The following is a 26,476-nucleotide window of genomic DNA, read 5'->3' as shown; positions in this document are numbered from 1 at the left end:
TAAGGAGATTCGGATAATCATGGCGTCGAACACGACATACGGGGATTGGATGCGGCCGATGCCGGGAGGCATCCGCAACATCGGCATACCGTTGACGATAGCGGGCATGGGCGTATTGACCTGCACGCTGCTGGTCAGCATGGCGAGCGTGGTCGCGGCCATCGCGATCCTCGTGGTCGGCATGGGCGTCATCCTCGTGCTGGCGATCAGGGACCGCGAGCACCGCAACATGGTGGATCGCGCCGTGGAGAAACGCACGTGGATGGCCGCGCAGCGTACCGGCGCTAACCTGTATCGTTCCGGCCTGCTCGCGCCGATCGACGGCGGCAAGGCCATGCTGCCGGGCATCCTCTCACGGGTGGGCCTGACCTCGGCGCTGGACGGGCTGGGCGGCGAGTTCTGCCTGGTGCGGCATTCGCACACCGGCGAATACTCGCTGCTCCTGTCATGCCAGCCGCAGGGCGCGAGCCTCGCCGACGACGACGTGGAGGACTCGTACGTGGCCTCGTGGGCCGGGCTCATGGAATCGCTCGCCTCCGAGACCGGCGTCACCCAACTGGCCGTGACCGTGGACACGGCACCCGATTCCGGCGTGCGTTTCCGCCGCACGCTGAGCAAACGCATCGTGGAGGACGCTCCCGAGCTCGCGGCGCGCGCCATGGCGCAGATCATGGACCAGTACGCAGCCGGCGGCGCTTCCAACGACGTGACGCTCACCTTGACTTTCCGCTACACCGACCGTGACGGCAAATACCTGGAGGCCGGGGAGGCCGCGCGTCGCATAAGCCTGCTGCTGCCCTCGATCCGCGAGCAGATAGCGCAGGCGGGAGGCGGTGCCGCGAGGGCCCTGGGCATGGAGGAGATCACTCGCATGGTCCGCGTCGCCTACGATCCGGCCGCGCAGGAGACCATCGAGGAATCCGACGAGCCCCCGTACATCGCATGGGAGGATTGCGGGCCGCTCATGCACGAGGCCGGCTGGAGCCATTATTCGCACGATTCCGGGCTGAGCCGCACATGGGAGATGGTGGACCCGCCGCAAAGCAACGTGACCGCCGACACGCTCACCCGACTGCTCAGCCCATTGGCGGACTGCGACCGCAAGCGCGTCACCGTGCTCTACCGGATGCTGCCGCCCGACAAGACGATGTTCATGGCCGAGCAGAACAGGCAGAAGGCCGCGAACCAGGTCAGCCAGGAGAAACGGGCCACGGTGAGGTCCATGAGCCAGATAGGCAAGGCCAACCGACAGGCCGTCGAAACGAACCAGGGCGCGGTCATGGTGTTCTTCGGGATGCTCGTCACCGTCACCGTGTCCAGGGGCGAACAGGAAAGCCAACGGCTCGAAGCCGCGTCACGCGCCGTGGAACAGGCCGCAGGCGGCGCGAAGATCGACCTGCGCCCCTGCTACGGGGCACAGGACACGGGATTCGCCGCAAGCCTGCCCCTTGGATTGAACGTCAGATCATACACTCCAGCCGGCCCCCTCGGCCGGCTTCTGTCCTGAACGGAGGACACGTGATGCCGATGCCATGGAAGCCGTCGAAACGGAAGGGAACCATGCCAAGCGCCACGGCCACGGACCCCGTGGCTCGCATGGAATCAATGCTGCTCACACCGTTGAAGGCCAAACCGGACGAGCCCGTGCCCCCGATGCCGTGGCGGGGGAAACGCTCGCGTGGAGGCGGCTATGCGGCCCTGATGCCCACGATAGACGAGTTCTTCGGCACGTCGAACCAGGTGTGCGGCGGGTTCTGGCCGTTCGGCACCGACATGGCCCTGCCGGCCGAGGGGGTGCCGGTCGGGCGAAGCCTGATGACGGGTGCCGGCGTGTGCTGCGACCCGATCAGCTGGTTCAAGGCCGGCATCATCAAACAGCCCTCTATGTTCCTGCTCGGCCTGCCGGCCATCGGCAAGAGCACGTTCGTGCGCCGCGAGGTGCTGGGACTGAGCGCCCTGGGCATGAACGCGATCATCCCCGGCGATCTGAAGCCCGACTACGCCTCACTGGTCAACATGCTCGGCGGCCAGGTCATCCGGCTGGGAGCGGGCATCGGCGTGGTCAACCCCCTGGACCCCGGCGACCTCCATTATGCGCTGCAACGCTTGGAGGGCAAGGCGCGCAAGGACCTGACGGACTACTACAACGACACGAGGGCGGCGCTCATGGAGGTGCTTTTGACGATCATGCGCACCGGCCGCGAGGCCGACGACGTGGGCGGTGCCAGGGGCGTGACCGCACGCGAATCCGATATCCTTTCCGTGGCCGTGCGCGTGCTCCACGACCGGCATGGCGGCGACCCGCAGCCTCCCGTCATCGCGGACCTGCGAGACCTGCTGCGCGAGGGGCCCGACGAGGTGCGTATGGCGGCGGTCTGGGACGACCCGGAAAACGACGAGCTCTACAGGGCGCAGGTTCGCGGCCTTCTGGCCGACCTGCACGGGTTCTCGAACCGCATGACGAAGTTCGGCCGTCTGTTCGGCGACCAGACCACCGCGCGCATCGACCTGTCCAGGCCCGTGGACTTCGATATCAGCGCCCTGGCCCAGTCGGGCGACGATGTGGTCGCCGCCGTGCTGGCGACCACGTGGACGAGCGCGTTCGCCGCGAAGAACGCCGCCGACGTGCTCGCCGAGGAGGGATTGCAGCCCCGGCGCAACCACGTGATCATCATGGACGAGATGCACCGCGCTTTGCGCGCCAGCCCCCTCATGGTCGAAAAGCTCGACCTGCTCACCCGTCTGAACAGGCAGTGGGGCGTAGGCCAGATCATGATCACGCACACGTTCAAGGACCTGATGTGCATGGAGACCCCGGCGCAGAACACCAAGGCGCGCGGCTTCGTGGAACGCAGCGAGATCAAGGTGCTGGGCGCTTTGAGCCGCATCGAGGTGGACCGCTACCTGCGCGGCGAATGCGGACTGCCCGTATCCCGGCGCGAGGAGGACATGCTGGAGGATTGGGCCACGCCCGTCAACTTCGGTTCCGATGCCTCGCACAAGGGTCTGGGCCGTTTCCTGATCAAACTGGGAGGACTGCCCGGAATCCCCATCAACGTGGAGATGTGCCCGCTCGAAAAAAGCGGGTTCAACGATACGAACCTCAAATGGCACGCCTAGAAGGGAACCCTGCGATGACAGACCACCTCGCCACCGGCATGAAACGCATGATCCGCACCGTGGCACGCTCCGCATCCCTCTCCGACCGGCTCGGCGAGCGATCCCGGCTGCTGCGGCTGACGGGCAACCGCAGCACTCTCGACTTCCGCCCCGCCGAGCACGGCGCATCCTCATGGGACTTCGAAATGTCGATAACCCCCACCGAGCCCAAGCCGTACGGCAATGCGGAAACCCGTGAACCCGTATGGCGTGAGACGGTCGATTCCGCCACCTATGGCGAATCGAGGGCGCGGGTCGCGCACGCCGTCGAAACGTTCAGAATATACGACAACACCGGCATCCTGCCGGAAACGGAAAAACCGGTGAAAGGACCACGACGAACGACGCCGCACTGCTCGACTCGCTGCACGCCGCGCTGCGCAATCCCGACCTCGCATGGTACACGGAATTCCATGCCGGCGAATCCATCGTCGCCGGCTACCTCGATTCCCTGACGGACCCGTATGACGGCGATGCCATACAGGTTCCCGAGGGCTGGTTCCGCTACTCGGTCGTCACCCGTGAAGGCGACCACGCCCTTCCATGGATGGAGCACTGGAACGAATACGAGTATTCGATCACCCATCACATCGATTGGAACGGCAAAGGGTTCACGCCATACGACCTGTACTGCACACAGGACCTCACCGGCATGATCGCCGACGGCTCGCTGGCCTCGATCCGGGAGGACGCGCGAACCATATTCAAGGACCGGCCCCTGACGGACGACTACCTTTTCGCCAACTCCATCTGGCCCGAACCGGAACTCCTCGGCCTCGTGGACGACCTGACCGGCCGCACGGGACGAAACCTGTAAGAACCCTGTAGACGCCATGCCCCACCCCGCCATGGCCTTGGACTGATGATCGGGGTCATGGCGGGAACAGCGGGTTGCCGCCGAGGATTGTCAAGGAGCCGAACATGCCTTTGGAGAACACCGATGCCGAAGAGCGGATCACACGGGAGACGATGATCGGATGGATCGAGCATTGGGGCGAATCGTATGACGACGTGCGACCCGATGACGGTGCCATGCGGCTGGCGAACCGCATCATCGAATACAACGCGGCGACTGAAACCATCGAGGCGTTGCGGAACCCCGATGCCGTGTACGACGAACTGGCATCCATCCTCCAGCCGGTGCTCTCCTCGATGGACGGCACCTATTTCGCGGGCTCCGAATGGTTCGCCGGCGAAGTGGACCGCATGGAAGCGGACCGCATCAACGGGGAGCAGCCGGAGGAAACGGACGGCCTGGCCTCCGAAGAGCCCCGCATCCCGTTCATCGTGGAGAGCGAGGCCACAGCCGCCGATACGGACGAACCGCCGTTGGACGAGCTGATCACCGCAGCCACACACGAATATCTGGACTCAGGCATGACCTACGACGGATTCTCGGAACATGTGCGCACCACCTGGCGCAACGCCGCCGCCTACGACTGGTCGAAGCTCATGGCCGAACCACGCTCCACGGGCGAATGGTCGTCCGACGCGAACCGGCTCGCCGTATTGGGCGTGATGATGCAGTTCGCGCCCGAATCAACATGCATGATGATCGCCAGCGACATACTGGCCGAGAACGCTCCCCTATCCCTTCCGGCATTGCGCGAACGCATCAACACGCCGGACGGCATGGTGAACACCGACCTGCTGTTTTCCCGGCTGATCGACAACGGCACCACGCCCGATCCGGCGCGCATCGACATGGCGATGGGGATCCTCGGCCCGTTGGAGGCCAACGCGCCGACGGACGCCTGCTACCGGATCATCGGCCTGAAGGCCATGCTCAGCCTCGCCATGGGCGACGGCGAGAAGGCGCGGGAACTCGCCGAACAGGCCATCGGCTACGACGCCTCGGACCGGTTCGCGTCAAGCGTGCTCGACCGTCTGCCGGAAACCGATCCCGCCATGGAGGCGGCGAACGTGTGGGAGAACGGCGGGCATTTGGGGCGCTGACGTAGACGCCGTACCCCGCGATGCCACCGGTCCGGCCGGATGATGGGAGTCGCCGCCGCCATTGAAGGCGCTGGTATTCCCCGAATGAAAGGACCATCATCATGCCACAGTCAATGCAAGTGGTTCGCGGTCTCCTCGCCGCGAACCCCGATTACTGGCCGGCGAAAACCAACGCGGACGGCACCACGAGCTCGGCGTACCTGCGCGCCACCGTGTATGAGGACCGCCCGCGAGTCCGTCAGAAGGACGGCAGCTATACGGACAATCCGCTCGGCCCGGTGAGAACCACCGTGAAATTCTGGGGCCAGGCCGCCGAGCTCCTGCACGGCATGGATTTCCGCCAGGGTGACGCCGTGGTGGCGACCGGCCGCATGGGCGATCCCGACGCCTTCATCAGCCAGAAGGACGGCAAGGCATACGCGCGTCCGGTCGTGATCGGCGATTCCATGCAGATCGATTCCATCGTGTCCCGGCGCATCCAGCTCGCCCGCGAACGCAAACGCCAGAACAAGGAACAGGCCGGTGCCGTGGCCGATGCCGGGCGAACGGATCCATGGACGGACCAGGTTGACGCCTCGCGCGGCGAATACGTTGGCGACGGCGTTCCCCGCACTTTCAACGGCGAGCCCTTCGAACCGCTGTCGGGCTATCCGACACCGGGCGCGGCTCCCGCTCCGGCGGACCCTGCGGCACCGGATTTCCTTTCCACCCCATCCGATTTCACGACGGGCAACGCCCGCTAGCCATGACGCAAGCCCTGGCGCATCGACGGCGGGACCGCTTCCATCGGTTCCGCCGTCATGCTTGAAAGGAGAAATGAATCTTGGCCGACGTCGATCCGAAACTGCAATCGAACCGAGTGAAGGATCTGGGCGGCACGGTCCGTCCCAGCCGCAAGATCGAACTGGCGATCATCGTCGCGGTGTCCCTGATCCTCACGACGTTCGCCCTCGTGTGCTCCCATGCGGGGCATCCCTTCCAGATCTTCGCGCTCATGTACCTGGTCTCCGGCCAATGGTCGCTGACCGCAGGCCAGTGGGCGCTGGCCGTGGCCGTGCTCGTCGTACTGGCCGTGGCGTGCGGCGTGGGCGCGTGGCTGATCGCCAGCAAGGCCGTGCCGTGGGCAACCGGCGCCAAGGCACGCACCCGCGTGGACGTGTACGCGCCTGCCATGGGCCATGGCGAGGCCGTGGAGAAGGTGACGCGCCAGCGCGCCGAGGCCATGGCGTCAAGGCTCATAGAAGCGGACCACTGGCGCAAGGGCATGTCGCCGGGATATCCGCTGGGGCTCAACATCGTGGACAACACGTCGATGTACACCAGCTGGGAGGACATGGCTATCGTTCTGGCGGGCCCACGTTCCGGCAAGTCCCTGTGCTACGCGATCCCGGCCGTGCTCTCGGCACCGGGCCCGTGCCTGGCGACCTCGAACAAGGGCGACATCCTCGACGTGACCGCCCCGATCCGCAGGCTCGACCATCCGAACGGCGAAATATGGACGTTCGACCCCGAACGCATCGCGGACCCGAACCGGAAGAGCGCGCCGTGGGTGTGGGACCTGATCGCCTCGGTGCAGTCCATCGCCGACGCGAAACGCATCGCCGACTGCTGGCGTTACGCCTCGGGCCAGCCGCAGACCGGCGGCGACGACTTCTTCCCCGGCACCGCCGCCCAGCAGCTCGCCGACTACCTGTTCGCCGCGCATCTGGGAGGCCGATCCGTGTCCGACGTGTTTCGATGGTGTTCCAACGAGCGCGACACGTCGCCGGCCGACATCCTGAGCGAATACCCGCGCTATGCGGGCATCGCCTCGCGCGTGTCCAGCGTGATCGCGCTGACGCCGGAAACCCGAAGCGGCGTGTTCGGCAGCCTTCAGACCATGGTCGCGTTCCTCGCGGACCCCGAGATCATCGACTGGATCGACCCGCACCGGGACGCGGAAGGAAACATCGACGAGCGGCGCGGCCTGTTCGACCCCTACGAGTTCGCCACGAGCGAGGACACCCTGTACCTGCTTTCCGCCCAGGGCCGTCCCTCCACCGCGTTGACCGCCAGCCTGACGGCGGTGGTGGCGTTCACCGCGTTCCAACGCGCCCAAAGCGAGTTCACCGGCAACAACCGTCGTCTGCCGGTCCCGTTGTGCTGCGTGCTGGACGAGGCCGCGAACATCTGCCGCTGGCCCGAACTGGCCGACGTGTACTCGTATTTCGGTTCGGCGGGCATCCCGATCATGACGATCTGGCAGAACCCGGACCAGGGCAGGGCCGCGTTCGGCGAGACGAACTTCGGCTCGCTGTTCAACAACGCGAACATCACCGTCTACCTGGGCGGCATCAAGGACGCGAAATTCCTCGGCGAGATCAGCCAGCTGGTGGGCCAGAGGGAGATCGTGCGAGGCAGCGTCAACATCGACGGCACCGGCCGGCGCAGCGTGAACAACTCGATCCAGAAGGAGAACATCCTCGACGTTTCCGACCTGACCGAATGGCCCGTCGGCCGCGCGCTGCTGCTCGCATCCCAATCCCGAGCGCAGATCGTCAAGACCCTGCCATGGACGGGCAACAGGCAATGGGCCGACGCCCTGGCACAGGCCAAGGCGAAAGCCCGAGAAGAGCAGAGAAAGGCCGCATAATGAGCGAACACACCTCGAACACCACGTCCGGCCCTGATGGGGAGGAATGGGAGCGCGCGGTCGGTGCCGCCAGAACCCTGCTGTCATCGGACTGCGGATGGCTGGAACTGTTCACCCGCGCCATCCTGGAGGAGAAGGGCGTGCCCTACGGCAAGGGACTGCCCAACCCCGAAGCGCCGCACATCCCCGAGGACAAGGAGATCGAAGAGGAAACCATGCCGGGCCAAGGCGAGCCGACGCCGACCGCACCCGAGGTGCCGGCAGGCCGGCACGCGGCGGAACCCATCCGATCCGGGATTCCGGCCGATGCCGGGGAAACCGGCAACGGCTACGAGAACCCGCCGGAAGACGCAACGGACCGTGACGACACCCCTCCAAAGGACGATGCGGAGGAATCCGACACCCGTATACTGCCCGCGCCGGAGGGGAAGACGGATCTCGGCCGAGACGAATCCGGCGACCTCGATCCCGCGCGGGCAAGGGACGTGTCCGGCCAGTTCGGCGCGCGAATGCGGCGCAGCGAGACCTACTATCCGAACCTCGCCGCGTTCGTGGAAAGGTTCGTGGCCAACGTGTTCTGCTACCACCAGAGCGCGAGCGTGAACATGCAATGGGTGAGCGACTGGTGGCGCTATCCGGCGCTCGTGTTCCCGCTCGACGCCATGTGGCGCGCCTACGAGAACGCGCGCAAGGCACCCGGCCAGATGATGATCTTCTACATCCAGGCGGCGTCGATGCTCGACCGCGTTTTCGACAAGGACCGTGGCATCGTCGCCAGCCTCGACTGCAAGCAGAATCTCACCAGGAAGGGCGAACCGCTGCCCTGCGAACGCCCGAACCGGGCATGGCGCGAACCGATCCTGGAAACGTTGTCGGTCCCCGCCGCAGGCGGCAAGGAAAACAAGGAAACCACCATCACGCCAACAAGGAGGAGAAACAATGGCTCAAACTGATCCCGAGGACGGCTTCGACCAGATCATGGTCCAGAGCTGGAACAGCGTCGCCCAGCAGCTGCGCACCCTGCACAACGAGCTGAGCGGCGACCGCGCGCGACGCAGGGAACGCGCCGAACGCGCCGTCCAGAACGAACGCTACGAGCAGACCAGACGGCAGCAGCAATCCATCCGCCTCGAACAATGGGAGATGGACAACAGGGAACGCCTCAACAAGGGGTTCGAGTCCACCCTGAACGCGACCGTGCTTGCCGACGGCGACGGCTGGAGGAAGATGCGCGACTCGTCCCTCTTGCAAGGATGGATGGTCGCCGACCAACTGGAGGGCAACGACCCCGGCTACCGCAGGCAGATCATCGAGGCGAAGGCCCGGCTGAAGGACGAATGGTCGAAACGCCACCCGGAAACGCACATCGACGCCGCAGCCGACCAATTGACCAACCACGTGAACATCACCTACACCGACCAGTCGCCCGCGTTGCAGGCCACCCTGAACGCCTTCAACACGGCCGGCGTGCCCGTGGACCTGCAACGGGTGGAGGACACGCAGGCGTTCCAGGCCGCGCACGGCGACGACGCCACGTTCTTCGTGGACTCGCGGCTCACCGGCCAATGGACGGGCTACGACCACGACAGGATCGTCGAAGCCGTGATGTGCGCGCCGGTCAACGGCGTGGACGACGCCGCCTCCCGAATCAGCTTCCTCAAGGACCAGGGCCTGCCGGAATCCTCGCACGCGGACAACAAGGCCACAGGAGACGAGCCCAGCACCATAAGCGAGGCCGAACGCACCGAGAACGCTGACGCCGCACCCATCATCGAAACCCCCACACCCGTGCGGGAGCATACGAAGCCCGCCGCCGATGAACGCAAACCGGCATCCGAACCCGAGCCCGAGACCACGGGAGGCGGCGACCTGACGACCGGGGAGCCCGACGGATACGAGGAACCGCCCCTCGACCTGAACGAACCCGAGGAATGGAACGGGCCCGACCCGTTCGGCGAATACAGCCCCGCCATGGAATCCTCCATGAACCCCACGGACCAGCCGATACCCGACCAGGCCAACGTCTCGACGCCGCAGATCCTGCAACCCGAGACCAACGGCAACGCACGCTGACGCCGATGCCGGCGCACCCCTTGCCATGAGGTTCGTGGGGTGCGCCGGCATCGGATGGCCGTATCATGGTGTCAACGGCTTTCGGAACCGGAAAGGACGAGCATGGCACACGTGACGTTGGATCTGTCGAAATATGATGCCCTGACCGCCTACAAGGGTCTTCCCGACGAGAAGGAGGAGAACCCGGCGCGGTTCTTCCCCGACACCTCGTCGGTCCGCCGTTGCGTGCGCGAACGCATGTCCGTCATGGGTCTCGACGCCGCCGAACTCGCCAGGAGAGCCGGGGTTCCCCTCTCAAGCGCCGAAGAGCTCGTGGAGACCGGTCTGACCTCCATCCGCTACGTGTACAGGATGTTCGACCTGCTGCACATCCGCACCGAAACGCTGCCGTCCGCCTACGCGGGGAGACTGCTGTGAGGGAACTGCACGCCTGGGAGAACGGGCATCATGTGGGCGTGTTCTCGGAAGACGACGAGGAGCGCATATCGTTCGCGTACGACGCGAACGAGGGTCTGCCGATCAGTCTGAGCCTGCCCAGAACCGGCGGATGGAGAGACCAGGCACCGCGTAACTTCCTGGACAATCTATTGCCCGACAATCCCAACGTCCGCCAGGCCATGCGTGAGCACCTGAATGCCTCCTCGGCCGGCGTCTTCGATCTGCTGGACCGGGTTGACGCCACCGGCGGACTGGTGTTCTCCCTCTCCCCGGAACCTCCAATCCCATCGCCGACGCTTCGTCTGATCTCCGATTCCCAGATAGCCAACGAAATCGACCGCATCGAGCGGACCAGGAACTACTGGTGGGACGAGGACAGCCACTGCCGGTTCTCCTTGGGAGGGGCGCAGGGCAAGTTCACACTGTCCCGCGTGGACGGCAAGTGGTATTGGCCGGATATGATGCTGCCCTCCACCCACATCGTCAAACCGAAGCCCCATGACCTTCCCGAGGCGACCAAGGTGGAACTGGCGACGATGCGATTGTCGGAACTGTGCGGCATCGACACACCGGCACGCGGCGAGATCACGGCGCAGCGCAAGACGGCCTATATCGTGGAACGGTTCGACCGTCGCCTGGAGGAAGGCCGAATCGTCCGACTGCGGCAAGAGGACTTCCTGCAAGCGTTGGGATTGCCGACCCGCGACAAATACGATCCGTCGGCCGATGACTGCCTGGATCTCCTGCAACGCATCGATGCGTCGGGTTCCCTGTCCTACCGGTGGCTCGAAAGGCTGGCCTTCAACACGTCGTCCGCCAACAGCGACGCACATGCGAAGAACTATTCCCTGATCCTCGATCCCGCATCGGGGATACGCCTGTCTCCCCAGTATGATGCGGTCGCCACCAGGTATTGGCCCGAGTTCAACTGGGAACTCACCATGCCGTTGAACGAGGATCACGCCTTCGCGGAGCACACCACGCCCCAGGATTGGGAGGATCTGGCGACACGTCACGGTCTCGATGGTTCGAGGGTGGCGGATATGGCCCGGCGTATGGCGGGGAAGGTCCTCGCCGGCATATCCGAATCCTGCGAGGGCCTGGACGCGCGGATGGCCGATCGCCTGAACGCGTGCTGGACGAAGGCGAACGAGTCCATCGAGCCGATCATGCCGGGAGACGAGCCGGCGAACTCTCTCGATCCAGCATCGGCTTTGCCCGATTCGCTCGGTTTTCCCTCCTCGGGCCGTACCATCTGAGCTTTTTCCGGGAAGCGTCCTAACGGCGGGGCCGGTTCTCCTCGTCAGAGGCGACCATGCTCCATAGACCGTATTCCGGCGCGATTCCGTAGCGTTCGCGCAGCATGTCGAACGTGTGCAGGCCCTCGCGCATCGCTGCCCGGTATTCGTCGCCGTCCGCCGCGTTGTTGAGACTGGCGGCGATGCAGAACGCTTCGGATACGAGGCGTTCCATGTCGTGCGTGGACAGATTCTCCAGGTGCCGTTCGCGTCCATCATCGAGGAAGGGCGGGCGGTTCTCCATCGCGGCGCGCCATTCCTGCACGGCCAGGGCGCGGCTTCTGGCATCGTCCGCCCAGTCGTCGCGCAGTCGTTTCAATCGCATGTCGTCGCCGAGCTCGAAGGCGTTGAACCGTTCCGTCCACCCGTCCGTGCTGCGCCACGTGATCCTGTAGCCGACCACCTGGCCGGGGTCGGTGAACGAGTCTTTGGCGGTTCCCTTGCGCAGCCTGGGGTCGATGGAGAAGCCTTCCCTGCGCACGCGGCGTATGAACTCGTCCTCGCTGCGCGATGCCTTGGCGCACGCCTCCACGATCCGGCCGACATGCTGGCGCGGCATCGTTGAGGCGGCGACCGCCGTGACGAGCCGGCTTCTCTCGTTGCCGTCCAACGCATCCCATCCCTCGTCGTCGCCGTACTCGTTTCGCGCCTTCCATTCGGCCCATTGACGCCATTGCCCGTACTGCCAGCTGACGCGCGTGCCGGTGTCGGAGCGTGCGAGCTCGACCAGTTCGGGGCGCGTCTTCTCCATCCGCCTGCATGATTTCTGCGCGTTGATCCGGTCGTGGTACGGGTTGATCCACCCGTCGTCGGCGGCGAGCTGCACCATGATGTGCACGTGGTCGTTGCCGTTGGCGGACAGTCCGTGGCGGACCGCGAGCCATGTGACGCCCTGATCGTCGTCGCCGTCGATGATGTTCATGCGCGTCAGATAATCGCGGATGACGGCCTCCCATTCCTGGTCGGTCAGGATTCCCTGCCCGGCCTTGATGGCGAGCGAGCAGTGCCACACGCGCTTCCTGCCATGCTCTCGTTCGGGGTTGTTCTTGCCTCGCATGTCGGGCGGGAACGGATCGTCCTTGCGTTCCCTGACGCGGTAGCGTCGGTCGAACCTGCGGCCTATCTCCGCATACGACGCCGCCGGCTTGCCATCCATGTCAAACGAGGGAAACATGTCGCCGCTCGCGCACACGAGATGCTGGTCGGTGTGTTCATTGCGCCGTCCCTTGCCGAACAGGTAGCGCACCAGGCCGGCCGGGTCCGAGCCCCTGACGATATTCGGTATCATACGATGATTCTCCGCCCGCGCGCCCGGCACGGCGGCGCATGGCGTCTATGAGAGATATGCGTCCTTTGCCGGCACGGCCACTTCGATAGAATTATCGGAAACGGATAAGGGGCTTTGATGGAACCGGTGAGGAACGATACGACGACGGATAGGCGCACGGCCGTGGAACTGGCGAAGCGGCTGCTGGTCGATTTGATCTGGCGCACCGCCAAGATCGAGGTTGATGGCGTCACCTTCCCCGACACGCAGGAGATCTTCGACGGGCGCGCGCCCGAGGGTATGAGCGTGGACGATATAGTCACGGTGAATAACATCAAGCGCGCGTGGGGATTCCTGCTCGGGAACATCGACCATCCGGTCGATTGGCAGTACATCCGCGAATACAACCGCATCATCGGCGAAGGCCGCGTGCGCGACGCCGGCCGCTTGCGTGAATACGGCGTGAGGATCGGCGGCACGGGATGGGTGCCGGAGATCCCCGCCGTCGAGTCCTCACAGGAAAGGGTTCGCGGCATCCTGGAGGAGTCAGAAGGGGAGGCCACTGCGATGCTGCTGTTCGGCGCGGTCACGCGGGGACAATGGTTTTCGGACGGCAACAAGCGCACCGCGCTGATGGTTGCCAACCACCAGCTCATACACGACGGCATCGGCGTCTTCTCGATCCCTCCCGAAGACAAGGCGCAGTTCGTCTCTATGCTCCTGCGCTACTACGAGACGGGCGACTACTCCCGGCTCTCCGATTGGCTCTCACAGAACGCCGTCGGCCATGTGCCCGGCGGGCTGACTTTGGCCCAATCGTCTGGGGTCGTGGAAAAGACGAATGATGCCGTGAACGGGATGGGCACCGTGCCCGGCGTTCCCCTCGACGGCCTCGATGGAGGTTCCGGCTTACTGAGGTGACGGTCGTGGCGTCCGGGGGAAGTTTGCTCCCGAACGCCACGGGATTATTTACGCGATGATTTCGCGGGGTGTCGGGCCGCGCCCTTCTCATGTGCTATCCTGGGTTTCTCGGGAATCGGAGGAACCGTATGAGTGAGATCAGGATAGCGGATTTGTTCGCCGGCATCGGCGGCATCCGCATGGGAATGGTGCAGGCGCTGGGCGATGCCGCGCACGTGGTGTATTCGTCCGAGTGGAACAAGTACAGCGTGCAGACCTATGAGGCGAACTGGCACGACGAGAATCCCGTGGCCGGCGACATCACCAAGGTCGACGAGCATGACGTTCCCGACATCGACCTGCTGCTCGCGGGATTCCCGTGCCAGCCGTTCTCCATCGCCGGCGTCTCCAAGAAACAGAGCATGGGCCGTCCCACCGGCTTCGAGGACAAGACCCAAGGCACACTGTTCTTCGACGTGGCGAGAATCATCAAGGCAAAGCAGCCGAAGGCGTTCCTCCTGGAGAACGTGAAGAACCTGCTCTCGCACGACCGTGGGCGCACGTTCAAGACGATATATTCCGTGCTGACCGAAGACCTTGGATACCACGTCACCTACAAGCTGATCGACGCGGCGGGCTTCGTCCCCCAGCACAGGGAACGCACGTACATCGTGGGCTTTCGCGAGGAGAACGGGTTCACGTTCGATGACGTGAAGCCCATCGCGCACGGCAACGTCGGCAGCATCCTCCTGCCCGCCTCCCAGGTTCCCGACAAGTATGTTCTGAGCGACAAGCTGTGGACGTACCTCCAGAACTACAAGAAGAAGCACGAGGCCGCAGGCAACGGTTTCGGATATGGCATGGTCGATGCCGCCACCGACCACACGCGCACGTTGAGCGCGCGGTACGGAAAGGACGGCAGCGAGATACTGGTCTCACGCGGCGAGGGAAAGAACCCTCGAAGGCTAACCCCGCGCGAATGCGCGCGACTGATGGGCTACCCGGATTCGTTCAGTATCCCGGTATCCGACACGCAGGCATACCGGCAGTTCGGCAACTCGGTCGCAGTGCCGGTCATCCGAGCCATAGGCGAGGCGATGAAACCCTACCTGTCCGACTGATTAGCCCGAGGCGTTCCCTGTCCGATTGGTCTATGCTCATGGATTATGAGCGATTACGGAAGAATCGGCGACTACATCGGCCCGGTCGCGGCCAAGAAACTGTCGGCCGTCGATATCGACGCCAACAGCAGCAACCAGCACGAGTTCGGCGGCAACGACGCGCTCAGAAGACTGCTCGGCACCGGCGAGGACCGCAGAGCATCCCAAGGGCACGGCATACCCACCGCGCTCATGTACCTGAGCGACGATGACGCACCGGCGGTCGCCGACCTCGAAACCACATGGTACGACGCACGGCGCAACAACCCGAACCGCAGCGCCGAATGGCGTCTCTACTACAAGGACTGCGAGCCAATCCGCATGGCCCGCCCCGGCGACCTCATGTGCTTCGGTATGCTCAGGGACAATCGTCTGCTGATCATCATCGCGCAGCATGACAGCACGGCCGAAGCCCAAGCCAAATGGCTCTTCGGCATCGACGACGAACAGGAGGTCGCGTTCCGCTTCCACGACAACACGGAACGTGAGCTGGACGCCTTCGGCGCGCAGATCTTCGAAGCTCTCGGCATCAACGTCGAAGTGCGGGATGACACGTATCTCCCCGAGATGATCGGCAGATGGGGATACAGGTTCCCCAGCAACGAGGAGTTCGCGGCCTTCTCCCAATCCTCCTTGACGGACGTGGACCCCACGCACGATGACCCTGACGACGTGGTGATCGAATACTACGACCGCAGCTACCTGCTGTTCAAACTCTATGAGCGGGCGGTCATCCAACACGACTACGATGCCGCGCCATTCGTATCGGATGGCGTCATCGACGTTGACTCGTTCACTTCGTTCTACACCTCCGTGCGCAACCGGCGCATGAGCCGCGCAGGCAAGGTCCTCGAAATCCACATCGCCCACATCCTCGACGCGCGCGGCATCGAATACGAGGCGCAGGCCAAGACGGAAAACGGAAAGAAACCCGATTTCCTGTTCCCCTCGCAAGCCGCCTACGAGGATCCGGCGTTCCCCGAGGAACAGCTGCGTATGCTCGCCTCGAAAACCTCCATCAAGGATCGTTTCCGCCAGGTCGCCGACGAAGCCAACCGGATCAGGGACAAACACCTGTTCACCCTGACTCCCGGCGACGTGACCCATCCCAAGCTCGCCCAACTCGATGAACTGCACATCCACCTGGTCATGCCCAAGGTAGTCAAGGAATCCTATGACGACCTGATCCAGGGAGAAACCATGACGTTCTCCCGGTTCATCGAAGAAATCCAAGGACTACAAGCGGACCGTCCGCAAAGCCTGACCCTCCTCTGACCGGTTCGCGTCATCGGGCACTCCCCCGGACTGCCCGATGACGGCATCGAGATGGTCTATCAGCTCCCGGCATTGCCGGACGGCGTAGGACGCCGATGCCTCGTCCTCGATGGTCGCGTTCATCTCCCTGTTCGCGTTGTGCGCGATCTGGTTGACGTTGCGGCCGATGCGGCGCAGCTGGTATTCGATATCCCTGAGCGCCTGGACGGTGGGCGAATCATGTTCCTCCTCCTCGACGTACAGGCTTCCCTCCAACAGCTTCACCGCCTCGATGACGGTGAGGGAGACGGTCTGGCCGCGTCGCCGCGCGGCATCCTGGATCATCCGTTTCTCGTCGTCATCGACGCGGATCAGCACCGCCTTTTCGCGTGGACCGTTTTGCCTGCACCGTCTTTTCCTTGCCATCGTTTCCTCCTCTCATGGATCATTGATTATCAGGCCTTCGGCACTCGGGTTGTTGCTCCAGCGCCGCAGGGCGCGGGAGGCTGCGGGCTCGGATTGTATATACAATCCGTCTAGCTTGCTTACCTTCGATTTGATGGGCATCTCCATGTGGATGTCCATGGACATATCCATGTGGGTGTCCATAGACGTGTCCATGTGGGTGTCCATGGATATATCCATATGAGCGCATAGGAAAACGCATGAGGGTGGATGATCGTTCGGGGTGATGCCTTCTTCCACGAATGGGAAGGGGCTCTTCCTTTTTTTGGAATGTCATCTTCCCGCATCCTTCGTCTTGAGCTCCTTGAGGAGCATCGTCGCGTTGTCGCGGATGCTCGCGTCCGTGAGCGGGGAGAGCTCGTCCGCATAGGAGCGGCAGAGGAGCGCGTACACCCGTTCCCGCACCCATGCGCTGCGCGCGATGCCCATCTTGAACGCGGCCCGGCACAGCATCTCGTATTCGTCGCCGGTGAGCATGACATTGAGCTGGCGTCCCTGCTTCAGCGGATGTTCGGGGTCGGGGTCGGTGCGGTACACGTCGTTCCAATCGGTGGTGCCGGGGGCGAGTTCCGTGTAGCTGAACGGCTGGATGGCGTATCTCACGAAACGGGATTTGGGTATGCCCGTCTTGGCGGAGGCCTCGGCAAGCAGATTGAACAGCTCCCGGTCCATGAGGACCCGGAAGGCGTGGCTGTATCGTCGCATGGTTTCATCGTCTCCTTGGTCGTTGCCGTGCCCGGCGCGGCATGGCGCGTCGGGCACGGATGGTTGGCCGGTTGGTCAGCGGTCGAAGTCGAACGCCGTGCCGCGTAACTTGTCGATGCGGATGGCCGCGTCGAACTTCTTCCCGGATTTGGATGTGAAGCCCTTCAGCGTGACGGTCTGTCCCGCGAGGAGCCTGCGTGCGGTCTGGTCGGTGATGGTCTTGCCCGCGAGGCTCGCGTACATCTTCCATCCGCATCCCTCGACGGCGATCCACTTGCCGTCCTTGGTCTTCTCGCTTTTGTTCGTGGAGCATTGCCACATCCGGCCGGTTTTCCTGACCGGCTGGCCGCAGCGCGGGCAGTCGCCCCAATCCTGCGCGTCGGTGTTCGTGGTTCGTGTGACGGCATCGGCCTTGAGGTTCGCGGTCGCGTCGGCGGGGATTCGCAATGCCTCCCGGTGGAACATGTCCATCACGTCGGCCGGGTCCCGTTTGCCGTGTTCCACGTCGGAGAGCGCCTGTTCCATCCGCGCGGTGAGCAGCACGTCCTTCAGGCGTGGCTCCACCACGTCGGTGAGGCGTTCGCCTTCCGTGGTGGCGTGGAGCTGACGGCCCTTGCGTTCCACGAGTTTGGAGCGCACGAGTTTTTCGATGGTGTCCGCGCGGGTGGCTGGCGTGCCGATGCCGCCGGAATGTGATTCGTCGTCATCGAGCGCCGCCTTGAGGCTTTTGTCCTCCACGTACCGGCTCGCGTGCTCCATCGCGGCCAGCAGCGTGGCCTCGGTGAACGGTTTGGGCGGGCGGGTCTCGCCTTCCTCGACCGTGACCTTCCCGACCGGGCGAATGACGCCGCCTTCCGTGAGGTTCGACGGGATCACGTTCCTTCCTCCCGCCGGGTTCGCGGTTTCCTCGTCTTCCGGTTCGGACCCGCGGCCGGTTTCGACGGCCTTCCATCCTGCGGATACGGTCTCGTCGGAACGGCTGGAGAACTCCCTGTCGGTGTCGTCGGAAAGCCGGGCCTTCACCTCGGTGACGATGTGCACATGGTCGTCGCCCACGGCCTCCCACATGCGGCGCACGATGCGCGTCATCACCTTGCGCTCGTCATCGTCCAGGCCTTCCAGCTTCCCGGCGTCCAATTGCATGGTCGGCAGGATCGCGGTGTGGCCGGCCACCTTCGCGTCATTGACGGCCAGCTCCGGGCGCGGGTGTCCGGGTATGCCCTCGCGGGTGACGAACCCTTGGGCGAGACGGCCGGATTCGAGGAGCGCCGTGAACGTTGCGAGGTCGTCATGCGTGATGTACCGGCTGTCGGTGCGCGGATAGGTGGCGAGTTTGAGTTCGTAGAGGTGCTGCAACGCCTGGAGCGTGCGCGCGGCGGTCATGCCGTGCAACCGGCTCATGTCCTTCTGCAATCCGGTCAGGTCATACAGGCGGGGCGGCCGGTCGTTCACCCGCCTCCGGTTCACGGACATGATGCGGAAGCGGCCGCGTTCGACCTGGCCGCACAGCAGCATCGCCGCATCCTTGCTGTCGATCCGTTCGCTGGAGAGCCGCCATCCGCCCATGTCCGCGATCACGGTCCAGAACGGCACCGGTTTGTGGTTCCTGATCTGCCGGTCGCGTTCCGCGATCATGGCGAGCGTCGGCGTCTGCACGCGGCCCACGCTGAACCGTGCGTTGTAGAGCAGCGAGTACGCGCGGCTCGCGTTCATGCCGATCAGCCAGTCCGCCTTCGACCTGATCTCCGCCGACCATGCGAGCCCTTGGTATTCGGATTCGGGTTTCATCGCCCGCCACGCGGCCTGGATGGCCTCCGCCTCCAGGCTCGCCACCCACAGGCGCAGTTCCGGCTTGTGAGAGCCTTCCATGTCCGCGATGCGGCGGAAGATGGCCTCACCCTCGCGGTCGGGGTCGCAGGCGTTGACGAGGCAATCCACATCCGTTCGGCGGATCAGCCGCACGATCTGCCGGTAGCGGGAGCCGGCACCGCGCTCGGCGCTGATCTTCCACCGCCAATGGCCGGACGGGTCCACAGGCAGCGTGTCCAGACTCCATTTGCCCCAATCCCTGTCCTTGTAGTCCTCGGGCATGGCAAGGTCGATCAGGTGGCCCTGCGCCCATGTCACGAGCAGCTGGCCGCACTCATAGCATCCGTCCCTTTGGACGGGCGCGGCGCACAACGCCTGCGCGATGGCCGTGGCGACCGATTTCTTTTCCGCGATGACGAGTCTCATTCGCGTTCCTTCCGTTTTTTGGGATTCCTTGATTCTTGTCCGACATGCGAGGACCGGCGCGGGAATCCCTTCCCGGCCGGCCCTGGATGGAAAGGCGTCGCCAAGGTCAGGCGGCGAAGCCGAGCAGCGGCGCGAACACGGCGGCGATGGCCAGCACCGCGATCAGCATGAGGATGACGCCGGCGATCCACGCGATGGCCGTCACCAGCGTGCGGCTCCAGGTCTGTCCGCCGGATTCCACGATCATCGGGCTGCCCATGCGTTTGCCGATGATCGCGCACACGCCCGAGGCGACCACGCACAACAGCACGAGCACCACCTGGAGCATCCCGTTGAGCTCGACCAGCCACGTCCACAGGCCCATGAACCAGCCGGCGAGCATAGAGAGAAACGATTCCATTGATTTTCCTTTCACCTGATTGGAACGACGCTTCCGATTCTCGGCCGCAAAACGGCCGGCCACGGGGCACGGCGTCTACACGCCCCGCCTTCCGCCATGGGGAATGTAGACGCCATGCCCCGTGGAACGCGCGACGGGAAGGCAGACTCGCCTTGACGGAAAAACGAGCGAAAGGAAGATCGTCGTGGCGAACAACCAGAACACCATGCGCGACATGAAACGCAGCATCCTCAAGGCGGTGCGCGACAGCCAGAAGACGAAACAGGATGCGATGGACGAGTACGTGGCGGCGCGCGTCAACATCAAATCATTGGAGGGACGTCTGGAAGAGGCCCGCGAGAAGGCCACCCTGCTGCGCAGGAAGGCGAAGGACGCGGGAAACACCAGCGCCGAACTGAAAACGGCGGACGACCTCATAGACGCGCGGTGGACGGGGACGGAAGACGGGTCGGCGGAAGACGGGTCGCCCGAAAACGCGGATCCGGGAACCGTGAACCCCGAGCGGGAGCATCCGGCCATGGAAGAAAACACGCAAGGCGGCATGCCGGGCGAGCCGAACCGTTGGGAAGGCGGTGAATCGTGAACCGGCCGGAACCGCGTCCGCTGCCGAAACCGCTGCGCGTCCTGTGCCTGTTCGTCGCCGCGCTCCTCGTGTGCTCGCTGGGCGTCATCGTCGCCAACCACCAGCCGTCAACGGCCGGCGACGACCACGGTTCCGCGACGGACGCGAAACAGGAGTCCACGGGCAAAAGGAAAACGGATTCAGGCCCGCGACGGTACGCCGGCCTGGAGGCGGCGGGAATCCCGGTTCCCGGCGACTGGTCTCAGCGCACCACCGCGTTCCCCGTTGACACCCACAAGGACGGCACCCGCACGCTCTCCGAAAACGCGGACGGCATCACGCTGCACAATGGTTCCGGCCCGATCGACACCGCATTGGAAACGGTGGACGCGCTGCTCGATCCAAACGGCAGCGACGACGAATGGCGCAAGAACGTGTTCGCGCTGCTCGGCGACGACGGTGCCGGGGAGAGCCATCCGGTCTCCGACGCGCCGCGCTGGTGGTGGACCCAGCGCCGCTTCCACGCCGGATCCGTATGCTCGGGCCAATACGATGACAAGTACGTCAACTACGCCTACACCTGCACCTCCGACGGCAAATGGGAGGGCTCGGATACGGATGCCATCCAGTCCCAGCCGTTCTGGACGACGAAGGAAACCAGCTTCCCGATCCCGGAAGGCGGCGGACCGTCATCCACGACGGATCCGCAGCAGACCGTCAGCCAGGCGTACAACACCGTGCTCTTGCCGATGGACGACGGCAACTGGCACGTCACCGTCTACTGCCCGGCCGCGCTCGACGCGTCATTGCTGGACAAGGATGCCAACGAGCTCGACCCCGATCAGGTGAAGGCCGGCGACGAGGCGTACACGGTGATCTCCGCCACCGGATACGGCACGGTCCAGCATCCCTGCCGGACCGTGGAGGTCGTGGTCGGCGGGCAGAAGCCCTTCTGGTCGCTGAGGAACACGCAATGAGCCGGGCCAGCCGCCATCGGATCCTCGCGGCCATGCTCTCGGCGTGCCTGCTGTCCCTGCTCGGCGGATGCACGCCGTTGACCGTGCTCGCGGTCCTCGGCGGCTGCAAGGACGGCGGCTCCAACGGATCGTCGGGAGGCGTCACGGGAAGCGTCACGACCGGCGAGGTGCGTGACGGCATGACCATCGCGCAGACCAAGGCGTGGTTCAACGGATCCGACGGGCCCGACAACGTGTGCCAGGCCTATCCGGACGGGCAATGCACATGGTGGGCGTGCATGAGAGGCCATAAAATCGGATTGGACGTGGGCTCCTACTGGGGCAACGGCGGCGACTGGGCCGCCAGCGCCACCGCCGCCGGATGGAAGACCACCCGCACCGATCCCGTGGCCGGCAGCATCGTCAGCTACCCGCCCGGCGTGGCCGACGCGGACACCCTGTACGGCCACGTCGCCGTCGTCGAGGCGGTCGACCGGACGGCCGGCACCGTGACCATCAGCGAGATGAACGGGCGCGGCGGCCTGGGCATCGTCAACCACCGCACGCACAGGATCGACGTCGGCGCGGTCTACATCCTGCCCAACGGCAGTGTGTCCACCAATGGTTCCGCCGGCACGGATTCCACGTCATCCGGTTCCGAATCGTCCGATTCGTCGTCATCGTCCGACTCGTCCTCCTCTTCGGATCCGGTGGAGGCGGCATGGACGTGCTCCAGTTCCGACTCGGGCTCCACGGACGTGGTGGTGGACTACGACGGCGACGGCACCCACGCCACGCCGGAACAGGCCCGGGCCATCGCCCGGAAGATGATCGCCTCGTACAAGGACTGGGGAGACGGCGACTATGACGCGCTCGTATGGCTGTGGAACAAGGAATCGGGATGGCAGTGGAATGCCACCAACCCGAGCAGCGGCGCGTACGGCATACCCCAGGCGTTGCCCGCGTCGAAACTCGCCTCCGCAGGAGACGACTGGAAGGACGACGCCGCCACCCAGATCAAATGGGGATTGAACTACATCGCCGGCCGGTACGGCAGCCCCAGCGCCGCCAAGACGTTCTGGCTCGCCCACAACTGGTACTAAGGAGCGGGACACGTGAAGGGACCGAGCATCAGATCTCGGCGGAATCATCTGCCCCGTAGACGCCATGCCCCGCGCGACCGCCCGTATGGGCTGATGATCGGAGCCATGCCCGCCGGACGGCGCGGCACCGATCATCCAAGGGAAGGAAGGACGCATCATGCTGATGGAACCCGACGAATACACGTCCCAGGAACGGGCCCTGACCGACAAGGCGAAGGAGCTGATCGAGCAGCACGAGCTCGACTGGGGCAACGGGGAATGCTTCATCCAACGCGACGCCGGCCACAGCGAACTGTACATGACGCTGGAGGCCCCCAACCACGCCACGGTCACGGTCACGGTGCCGGCCGAGGCGGACGAGAAGGGGCTGAGGCGCGCCATGGCGGACGGGCTCCTCGACTTCGACCCCGACGAGGAGTTCGACGAATGCTGGTCCCGCGAGTTCGCGGCACGCAACGGGTTCACGCCCTCCGGCTTCCTGTCCGGCCTCCAGGAAGACAAAGCGTATTTCGGTCTCCGATCTGAGGCGTTGCTTCATCCCGGTCAAAGCAACGCCGGGCAAGGCAACGAAACGATTGCGGAGATCCGCTGGACGGAGGAGGACCTTCGGCACTGGCTGAAAGACCATGACTGGCCCGACAACAACGAGAACATGGACGCGATGCGCGACATGATCTCGGCCAGGGAATTGCGGGACCGCAGCATCGAGGAGGGATGGGAGATCATCGACGCGATGGTGGACGACGGCCGGCTCGCCCGCAAAGACGAAGGCGAGAAGGCCGAAACGTCCGAAACCCACGATCCCGCGAACCCGGCCGACCCGTTGAGCATTGCCGACCCGTCTGCCTCGGCCGCAGCCACACGATAAAAGACCCGAGCGAAGGAGCATCATCATGGCCGGATTGAAGGACTACCAGATCAGCGTGTACGTCGCCAACCTGGGCAAATACGTGGAGGGCGTGTTGCAGGGCGCGTGGATCACGCTGCCCATGCCCGCCGAACGCTTGCAGGACACCCTGAAGACCGAGGTGGGATTGGGCGGCCGGTACGAGGAGTACGCGATCCACGACTACGAGGGCGGGGAAGGACTGCTCGCCACCGTGGCGAATCCCGGCGAATACGAGTCGCTGACGGACCTGAACCTCATGTGCCGCGCGTTCGAGGCGCGCGAGGACGACGACCCGGACGTGTACGAGAAGGTGCAGACGGTCCGCGACGATCTTGACGCGGCCCCGCGCACCCCGTTGCAGTACGCGAACCTCGCGCTGAACTCGGACGAGATCCCCTATCACTCTTATGATGCGCCGTCCTCGGCCGAATCGAAGGAGGCGAAGTATGCCTGGACCGCCGTGAACCAGGGGTGGGCATCGGATGCCGTGTGGTCCATGTTCGATACGGGGCTCGGCTATCTGATCGATATGGAGATGTACGGCCGGGACCTCACGCTCGACGGCGATGTGTCGCTTGGCGACAACGGCTATCTGGAGGACGCGGACTGGCCGAGCGATATCGACGGCCGGTACTCGCGCGAGGAGATCGCCGAGGAGGTCGAATGGCTGGATGATTTCGACGCGAAGACCGGTTCGCCGGCCGCGTTCGACCTCGCCTCGCTCGTCCAGCCGGGCGAACGCATCGCGGACTACACGATTTCCGGCACCGGCACGAACTGGGGAGCCCCCTCATACCAGTGCATCGTGGAGGAGGGTTCCACCGATATCCATGCCGCGCTTGAGGACACGATGCACCGGATCATCGACGCGCGCGCCGCTACTGGCGACGCCGTGGACGTGCTGCGCGAGACCATGGGCGCAATGCCCGCAGCGTCCGTCGGCGAAGACGACGGCGTGAGCCCGATCGACCTTGATCTGGGATATGTGCTGCCCGGTGCCGTCACCTCGTTCGCGGAACGCGCGCAGGCGTGCGACCCCTCGGACCCGCTGAATATGACCGATACGGCCGGTTCCGGCCTTTCCAAGTGAGAAAGGGCGAGCGAGATGGCCTTGACGCCTTTTGACATGGAGGGTGTGAACCGCGACCTGCTCGCGGCCGGGAATCCCGCCAAGCCCGACATGCAATCCATCCTGCGCAGGAACGCGCGCGATCTCGTGCTGGGGAACGCGATTCTGGTCTCTTCCGTCGATGCCAAGGAATTGGAGTTCGGCGTCCACATGGCGTATTCCGACGCGGACGGCGGCTTCGACACCGATCCGAGCGAGGACGTGTGGTTCGAGGCGTCCTCGCTCCCGATTCCCAATGAACGCCCTGATCTGCCTCCCGACAACGCGCTCAGGATCAGGGTCACGGACGTGCTGACCGAATACGGGTTCACGGACATTGACGTGAAAGCCCCGGACAGGACGCCGGAAGGCATCTGGATCGGTTTCGAGGCCATGCAGCCGGTCAGGCTCGACGTGACCTCGGCCCAGGGAGGGCGTTCCGTTTCCTTCACCCTGACAGCAGCCGAGGCCAACGATTGGCGTTCCGGCCGTCTCGACGCGCATGGCCTCTCACGCATGGCCGTCGAACGGGTTCTCGCCAGGCCGGGCGACACGGTGACGCTCGCCTACGGGGATTCGCTGTTCCGGCCGGCGGTGATGTGCGACGGTTCGGGAAGGCTTCCCGAGCATCGCGTCAAGGCCGGCATCGGCACGTTCGTCATCGGCCGTGAAAGCGAGGCGGTCATGCCCGAGATACTGCGGATCGACCGCACTGTTGACCCACGAGACCCGCTCGTGATCGAAAAGGCGTTCGGAAAGGAGAACGACATGGAGAACGGGAATGTCCCCGAATACTGGAAAGGCCTGATGGACGAGGCCGATCTGCCGTTGGCGGGCATCGTGCGCGAGCACGGCGGCGGGTTGATGGACTTCCACCGCATGAAGGGCATCGAACGCCTGACCGGTTCGAGTGACTGGGATTTCTACTCCTGGACGGTGGAAAATTACGACGATGACCTGCTCGATGTGTGCGAACGGGAGAACGCCGCCGACGTGCTCGCCGACTTGCAGGCATGGTGGAAAACGAGCCAGCCCGACATGCGGCAACACGTGGACGAGATGATGTCGGGCATCGACGCGGCCATGGGGCAGATCGACAAGCGCCTGTACGCCGCCGCCGAAAAGGAGTTCAAGGAGCGCTCGTTGGACCCGGACGGGGAATGCTACCAATTGGACGGCGGCACGTTCATCTCCCAGGAATCATTCGACGGCATCTGCGGCGACCAACGCGACCGCTACATGGCATGGAAGAACCAGGCCGAACCCGCCAGACTCGTGAGCGCATGGGACGACCCCGCGCGCCTGGACCGGCTCGTGGGAGACGCGATCGACGCGGACGATGGCGGCGGATGCTTCTACACCGACGCGCAGCCCATCGACTACACGCAGGGCATGGATTACAGCCCACAGCAGCTGGCCGCAGACAGCGGGCTGGGAGATACGGTCCCGCTGGCGTGTGAGTCCAACGCTTCCTACAGCCTCGCGCACCACCCCGATATCAAATTCACCGCCACCGGGTCTCCCGACGGCAGAAAGGCGCTGGAAGTCTCGGTTCCCGGTTCCGCCCGTCATGCGCTGATCACGGCCAAACCCGAAGCGTTCGACGTGAGCCTGCATGACGAGCGCGGCATCGTGTCCGGCGAATCCTTCCCTTACGAGGCAAACGATTTCTGGACGTACCGGCTTTCCGGCCAGGCGTTGCGCGGCGCGCTGGACCTCGCCGTCGGCTGGGCCGACCCACAGGAAACGTCTCCTGAGACCGCAGGGCTCGACCTCGCGTTGGATGACGGCATGGAAACGGCACACGGACGATAAAGCGATTCTGCCGGCGTATGCGATCCGGCCGGCACGTTGAACCTTGACCAGGCATCGCCGTACGGCATGACCCGGTGAATAGGAAAACGGGGTTAAGGGTC

The 26,476-nt window shown here is 64.5% G+C and carries 25 protein-coding genes and 1 pseudogene; 20 read left to right on the top strand and 6 right to left on the bottom strand.

Annotation, left to right across the window (positions count from 1 at the left end; all coding sequences use genetic code 11):
- The first annotated feature begins 19 nt into the window (after positions 1-19).
- The 11 genes and pseudogenes from NBH12_RS06870 to NBH12_RS06820 all read left to right on the top strand — a co-directional run bounded on the left by NBH12_RS06870 (position 20) and on the right by NBH12_RS06820 (position 11,517).
- Complete coding sequence (locus tag NBH12_RS06870) at positions 20-1,507, top strand: SCO6880 family protein (RefSeq protein ID WP_077384267.1); 1,488 nt, start codon at positions 20-22, stop codon at positions 1,505-1,507.
- A 53-nt stretch (positions 1,508-1,560) separates the two neighbouring features.
- Positions 1,561-3,120, top strand: coding sequence for a putative type IV secretion/conjugal transfer ATPase (locus NBH12_RS06865; protein WP_172633840.1), 1,560 nt, complete (start codon positions 1,561-1,563; stop codon positions 3,118-3,120).
- A 14-nt stretch (positions 3,121-3,134) separates the two neighbouring features.
- Positions 3,135-3,476 (top strand): annotated as a pseudogene (locus NBH12_RS06860) (dehydrogenase); the annotation flags it as partial.
- A 230-nt stretch (positions 3,477-3,706) separates the two neighbouring features.
- Positions 3,707-3,976, top strand: a complete 270-nt coding sequence (locus tag NBH12_RS06855; protein ID WP_250819312.1) for a hypothetical protein — start codon at positions 3,707-3,709, stop codon at positions 3,974-3,976.
- 104 nt (positions 3,977-4,080) lie between these two features.
- Positions 4,081-5,115 carry a hypothetical protein gene (locus NBH12_RS06850; RefSeq protein ID WP_007056059.1) on the top strand — a complete coding sequence of 345 codons (1,035 nt, stop codon included), beginning with the start codon at positions 4,081-4,083 and terminating at the stop codon, positions 5,113-5,115.
- A 101-nt stretch (positions 5,116-5,216) separates the two neighbouring features.
- Positions 5,217-5,858: a hypothetical protein gene (locus tag NBH12_RS06845; RefSeq protein WP_131212449.1), complete on the top strand. Its 642-nt coding sequence runs from the start codon at positions 5,217-5,219 to the stop codon at positions 5,856-5,858.
- Between the two features lie 80 nt (positions 5,859-5,938).
- Positions 5,939-7,747 carry a type IV secretory system conjugative DNA transfer family protein gene (locus tag NBH12_RS06840; protein ID WP_195575025.1) on the top strand — a complete coding sequence of 603 codons (1,809 nt, stop codon included), beginning with the start codon at positions 5,939-5,941 and terminating at the stop codon, positions 7,745-7,747.
- Positions 7,747-8,700 carry a DUF4913 domain-containing protein gene (locus tag NBH12_RS06835; protein ID WP_217740448.1) on the top strand — a complete coding sequence of 318 codons (954 nt, stop codon included), beginning with the start codon at positions 7,747-7,749 and terminating at the stop codon, positions 8,698-8,700. The genes NBH12_RS06840 and NBH12_RS06835 overlap by 1 nt, the downstream gene beginning before the upstream one ends.
- On the top strand, positions 8,687-9,820 hold the full coding sequence (locus NBH12_RS06830; RefSeq protein WP_250819311.1) for an alanine and proline-rich secreted protein Apa: 1,134 nt from the start codon (positions 8,687-8,689) through the stop codon (positions 9,818-9,820). Before NBH12_RS06835 ends, NBH12_RS06830 begins: the two co-directional genes overlap by 14 nt.
- A 102-nt stretch (positions 9,821-9,922) precedes the next feature.
- On the top strand, positions 9,923-10,237 hold the full coding sequence (locus NBH12_RS06825) for a hypothetical protein (RefSeq protein WP_007056064.1): 315 nt from the start codon (positions 9,923-9,925) through the stop codon (positions 10,235-10,237).
- Positions 10,234-11,517 (top strand): HipA domain-containing protein, encoded by a 1,284-nt coding sequence (locus tag NBH12_RS06820; RefSeq protein ID WP_007056089.1) that lies wholly within the window; start codon positions 10,234-10,236, stop codon positions 11,515-11,517. The genes NBH12_RS06825 and NBH12_RS06820 overlap by 4 nt, the downstream gene beginning before the upstream one ends.
- Positions 11,518-11,536: 19 nt before the next feature.
- Here NBH12_RS06820 and NBH12_RS06815 read toward each other — a convergent pair whose 3' ends face one another.
- Positions 11,537-12,844 carry a relaxase/mobilization nuclease domain-containing protein gene (locus tag NBH12_RS06815; RefSeq protein ID WP_250819310.1) on the bottom strand — a complete coding sequence of 436 codons (1,308 nt, stop codon included), beginning with the start codon at positions 12,842-12,844 and terminating at the stop codon, positions 11,537-11,539.
- A gap of 117 nt (positions 12,845-12,961) precedes the next feature.
- Between NBH12_RS06815 and NBH12_RS06810 the strand changes: the two genes are divergently transcribed.
- From NBH12_RS06810 to NBH12_RS06800, 3 genes are all read left to right on the top strand, one after another.
- The gene (locus tag NBH12_RS06810; RefSeq protein WP_250819309.1) at positions 12,962-13,744 is read left to right on the top strand and encodes a Fic family protein; all 783 of its coding nucleotides are present in this window, start codon (positions 12,962-12,964) and stop codon (positions 13,742-13,744) included.
- A gap of 128 nt (positions 13,745-13,872) precedes the next feature.
- Entirely contained in the window at positions 13,873-14,844 is a 972-nt protein-coding gene (dcm, locus tag NBH12_RS06805; RefSeq protein WP_007057142.1) for a DNA (cytosine-5-)-methyltransferase, read from the top strand.
- Between the two features lie 45 nt (positions 14,845-14,889).
- Entirely contained in the window at positions 14,890-16,158 is a 1,269-nt protein-coding gene (locus NBH12_RS06800) for a type II restriction endonuclease (protein WP_007052709.1), read from the top strand.
- Here the strand turns inward: NBH12_RS06800 and mobC are convergent.
- From mobC to NBH12_RS06775, 5 genes are all read right to left on the bottom strand, one after another.
- Positions 16,120-16,563, bottom strand: coding sequence for a plasmid mobilization relaxosome protein MobC (gene mobC / locus NBH12_RS06795; RefSeq protein WP_007052708.1), 444 nt, complete (start codon positions 16,561-16,563; stop codon positions 16,120-16,122). The two genes, NBH12_RS06800 and mobC, sit on opposite strands and share 39 nt — an antisense overlap.
- A gap of 12 nt (positions 16,564-16,575) precedes the next feature.
- Complete coding sequence (locus tag NBH12_RS06790; RefSeq protein WP_250819308.1) at positions 16,576-16,782, bottom strand: hypothetical protein; 207 nt, start codon at positions 16,780-16,782, stop codon at positions 16,576-16,578.
- A gap of 93 nt (positions 16,783-16,875) precedes the next feature.
- A complete protein-coding gene (locus tag NBH12_RS06785) occupies positions 16,876-17,307 on the bottom strand; it encodes a ribbon-helix-helix domain-containing protein (RefSeq protein WP_250819307.1) in 432 nt (143 codons plus the stop codon).
- A 75-nt stretch (positions 17,308-17,382) separates the two neighbouring features.
- Positions 17,383-19,542, bottom strand: a complete 2,160-nt coding sequence (locus NBH12_RS06780) for a type IA DNA topoisomerase (protein ID WP_250819306.1) — start codon at positions 19,540-19,542, stop codon at positions 17,383-17,385.
- Positions 19,543-19,648: 106 nt separating this feature from the next.
- On the bottom strand, positions 19,649-19,942 hold the full coding sequence (locus NBH12_RS06775; RefSeq protein ID WP_007054354.1) for a hypothetical protein: 294 nt from the start codon (positions 19,940-19,942) through the stop codon (positions 19,649-19,651).
- A gap of 184 nt (positions 19,943-20,126) precedes the next feature.
- On the opposite strand from NBH12_RS06775, the gene NBH12_RS06770 reads away from it, so the two are divergent.
- The 6 genes from NBH12_RS06770 to NBH12_RS06745 all read left to right on the top strand — a co-directional run bounded on the left by NBH12_RS06770 (position 20,127) and on the right by NBH12_RS06745 (position 26,375).
- Positions 20,127-20,525, top strand: coding sequence for a hypothetical protein (locus NBH12_RS06770; protein WP_022527652.1), 399 nt, complete (start codon positions 20,127-20,129; stop codon positions 20,523-20,525).
- Positions 20,522-21,481 (top strand): hypothetical protein, encoded by a 960-nt coding sequence (locus NBH12_RS06765; RefSeq protein ID WP_007052703.1) that lies wholly within the window; start codon positions 20,522-20,524, stop codon positions 21,479-21,481. Before NBH12_RS06770 ends, NBH12_RS06765 begins: the two co-directional genes overlap by 4 nt.
- Complete coding sequence (locus NBH12_RS06760) at positions 21,478-22,563, top strand: aggregation-promoting factor C-terminal-like domain-containing protein (protein ID WP_007052702.1); 1,086 nt, start codon at positions 21,478-21,480, stop codon at positions 22,561-22,563. Before NBH12_RS06765 ends, NBH12_RS06760 begins: the two co-directional genes overlap by 4 nt.
- Before the next feature lie 157 nt (positions 22,564-22,720).
- The gene (locus tag NBH12_RS06755) at positions 22,721-23,431 is read left to right on the top strand and encodes a hypothetical protein (RefSeq protein WP_115790996.1); all 711 of its coding nucleotides are present in this window, start codon (positions 22,721-22,723) and stop codon (positions 23,429-23,431) included.
- 25 nt (positions 23,432-23,456) lie between these two features.
- Positions 23,457-24,542 carry an antirestriction protein ArdA gene (locus NBH12_RS06750; RefSeq protein ID WP_250819305.1) on the top strand — a complete coding sequence of 362 codons (1,086 nt, stop codon included), beginning with the start codon at positions 23,457-23,459 and terminating at the stop codon, positions 24,540-24,542.
- 15 nt (positions 24,543-24,557) lie between these two features.
- The gene (locus NBH12_RS06745) at positions 24,558-26,375 is read left to right on the top strand and encodes a hypothetical protein (RefSeq protein ID WP_033502003.1); all 1,818 of its coding nucleotides are present in this window, start codon (positions 24,558-24,560) and stop codon (positions 26,373-26,375) included.
- Positions 26,376-26,476: the final 101 nt, after the last annotated feature.

The sequence above is a fragment of the Bifidobacterium sp. M3-N-101 genome (assembly GCF_023656805.1).
Classification (GTDB): Bacteria; Actinomycetota; Actinomycetes; order Actinomycetales; family Bifidobacteriaceae; genus Bifidobacterium; species Bifidobacterium breve.
Note: the sequence above shows the minus strand (reverse complement) of the source record. Positions and strands in the feature narration are given on the sequence as shown.

Excerpts from the sequence above, each read along its gene's own strand:
- NBH12_RS06870 (WP_077384267.1), top strand. The coding sequence starts at position 20 with ATGGCGTCGAACACGACATACGGGGATTGGATGCGGCCGATGCCGGGA.
- NBH12_RS06810 (WP_250819309.1), top strand. The coding sequence starts at position 12,962 with ATGGAACCGGTGAGGAACGATACGACGACGGATAGGCGCACGGCCGTG.
- mobC (WP_007052708.1), bottom strand. The coding sequence starts at position 16,563 with ATGGCAAGGAAAAGACGGTGCAGGCAAAACGGTCCACGCGAAAAGGCG.
- NBH12_RS06790 (WP_250819308.1), bottom strand. The coding sequence starts at position 16,782 with ATGGATATATCCATGGACACCCACATGGACACGTCTATGGACACCCAC.
- NBH12_RS06865 (WP_172633840.1), top strand. The coding sequence starts at position 1,561 with ATGCCAAGCGCCACGGCCACGGACCCCGTGGCTCGCATGGAATCAATG.
- NBH12_RS06750 (WP_250819305.1), top strand. The coding sequence starts at position 23,457 with ATGGCCGGATTGAAGGACTACCAGATCAGCGTGTACGTCGCCAACCTG.
- NBH12_RS06755 (WP_115790996.1), top strand. The coding sequence starts at position 22,721 with ATGCTGATGGAACCCGACGAATACACGTCCCAGGAACGGGCCCTGACC.
- NBH12_RS06830 (WP_250819311.1), top strand. The coding sequence starts at position 8,687 with ATGGCTCAAACTGATCCCGAGGACGGCTTCGACCAGATCATGGTCCAG.
- NBH12_RS06800 (WP_007052709.1), top strand. The coding sequence starts at position 14,890 with ATGAGCGATTACGGAAGAATCGGCGACTACATCGGCCCGGTCGCGGCC.
- NBH12_RS06785 (WP_250819307.1), bottom strand. The coding sequence starts at position 17,307 with ATGCGACGATACAGCCACGCCTTCCGGGTCCTCATGGACCGGGAGCTG.
- NBH12_RS06835 (WP_217740448.1), top strand. The coding sequence starts at position 7,747 with ATGAGCGAACACACCTCGAACACCACGTCCGGCCCTGATGGGGAGGAA.
- NBH12_RS06855 (WP_250819312.1), top strand. The coding sequence starts at position 3,707 with ATGGAGCACTGGAACGAATACGAGTATTCGATCACCCATCACATCGAT.
- NBH12_RS06850 (WP_007056059.1), top strand. The coding sequence starts at position 4,081 with ATGCCTTTGGAGAACACCGATGCCGAAGAGCGGATCACACGGGAGACG.
- NBH12_RS06825 (WP_007056064.1), top strand. The coding sequence starts at position 9,923 with ATGGCACACGTGACGTTGGATCTGTCGAAATATGATGCCCTGACCGCC.
- NBH12_RS06760 (WP_007052702.1), top strand. The coding sequence starts at position 21,478 with ATGAGCCGGGCCAGCCGCCATCGGATCCTCGCGGCCATGCTCTCGGCG.
- NBH12_RS06775 (WP_007054354.1), bottom strand. The coding sequence starts at position 19,942 with ATGGAATCGTTTCTCTCTATGCTCGCCGGCTGGTTCATGGGCCTGTGG.
- NBH12_RS06780 (WP_250819306.1), bottom strand. The coding sequence starts at position 19,542 with ATGAGACTCGTCATCGCGGAAAAGAAATCGGTCGCCACGGCCATCGCG.
- dcm (WP_007057142.1), top strand. The coding sequence starts at position 13,873 with ATGAGTGAGATCAGGATAGCGGATTTGTTCGCCGGCATCGGCGGCATC.
- NBH12_RS06815 (WP_250819310.1), bottom strand. The coding sequence starts at position 12,844 with ATGATACCGAATATCGTCAGGGGCTCGGACCCGGCCGGCCTGGTGCGC.
- NBH12_RS06845 (WP_131212449.1), top strand. The coding sequence starts at position 5,217 with ATGCCACAGTCAATGCAAGTGGTTCGCGGTCTCCTCGCCGCGAACCCC.
- NBH12_RS06745 (WP_033502003.1), top strand. The coding sequence starts at position 24,558 with ATGGCCTTGACGCCTTTTGACATGGAGGGTGTGAACCGCGACCTGCTC.